This is a genomic window from Phenylobacterium sp. (assembly GCF_030646615.1).
GTDB lineage: Bacteria > Pseudomonadota > Alphaproteobacteria > Caulobacterales > Caulobacteraceae > Phenylobacterium.
On record NZ_JAUSLG010000031.1, the window covers coordinates 1 to 1,259 of the forward strand.

Here is a 1,259-nt window from a genome sequence, read left to right on the forward strand (position 1 = left end):
GGAATGCTGGGGGACCCGGGCCAGCTCGAAAGCCGCTTCCTTGCCTTGGCGGAGCTGATGCGGACTGAGACCGCCGGCGATGGCCGGATCATGGACAACCCGATCCTGCGAGATCGTCTGCTGCGGCTGCAGGCGGAACTCGCGGCGATGAAGTTCAATGGGCTCCGCGTCCTGAGCGCCTCGGCGAACGGTGGCGACGCAGGGCTCGCGCGGCTAATCGTCAAGCTGCAGGCTTGCGAGCTGGCACACCAGATATCGGCGCTGGCCATCGACGCTCTTGGCGAGCTCGGCGTGCTCTACGAAAGTAGTCCGCACCTGCGCGCCCACGGCGGCTGGCAGCAGGCCTACATGTTCCAGCTTGGCCTGATCATCGGCGGGGGCACTGCGCAGATTCAGAAGAACATCATCGCCGAGCGGGGGCTCGGCATGCCGCGTGAGCCGAAGCTCGCGACGGATTGGGGCCGCCTCTGATGGATTTCGGTCTCTCGAGCGAACAGCGCATGCTCCAGGATGCGGTGACCCGCTACCTCAGCGAACAGTCCCCGCTGGGGCATGTGCGCGACATCGCCGCCGCGGCGACGCCCTACAGCCCCGATGTCGCGACGGGCCTGGCCGATCTCGGCGTGCCGGGGGTCATCATTCCCGCGGAATTCGGCGGTATGGGCCTTGGCCTGCTGGAAGCCGCGCTTGTGGCTGAAGCGCTCGGCTTCAGTGTCGCGCCGGTGCATTTCGCGGGCGCGCATGTCATGGCGCCGCTGGCGATCCTGCTCGGCGGGTCCGACAGTCAACAGCGCGCGTGGTTGCCGAAGCTGGCGAGCGGCGCGGCGAGGGCGGCCGTCGCGGTCAGCCAAGCCGTGGAGGGCCGGGACGGGGTCGGGGTGGTCGCCAGGGACGGGTGGCTGGACGGGACAGCGTTGTTCGTGCTCGACGCTGCGGACGCCGACCTGTTCGTGGTGGCGGACACCACCGGCGCATTGCACCTGGTCGCTGCCGACGCGCCCGGTCTCACGCAGATTCCGCTGACGACCATCGACAAGACCCGCTCAGTCGGCGAACTCCGGATGACGGGCGTCAAGGCCGATCCGTTGCCCGGCGGCGGCGGCCGGACCACCCGCCGGATCATCGACGCGGGGCGCATTATGCTGGCCGCCGACATCCTGGGCGCCGGCACGGCTATGATCGAACAGGCCGTGGCCTACGCTGGCACGCGCGTGCAGTTTGGCCGGCCGATTGGGTCCTTCCAGGCGGTCAAGCACATG

The 1,259-nt window shown here is 68.9% G+C and carries 2 protein-coding genes; both read left to right on the forward strand.

The features are described 5' to 3' along the window. On the forward strand, positions 1–471 hold a 471-nt coding region (locus Q7S93_RS05120), incomplete at its 5' end, for an acyl-CoA dehydrogenase family protein (protein WP_304712662.1). Continuing rightward, a partial coding sequence (locus Q7S93_RS05125) for an acyl-CoA dehydrogenase family protein (RefSeq protein ID WP_304712663.1) occupies positions 471–1,259 on the forward strand: 789 nt, incomplete at its 3' end. The genes Q7S93_RS05120 and Q7S93_RS05125, both read left to right, overlap by 1 nt.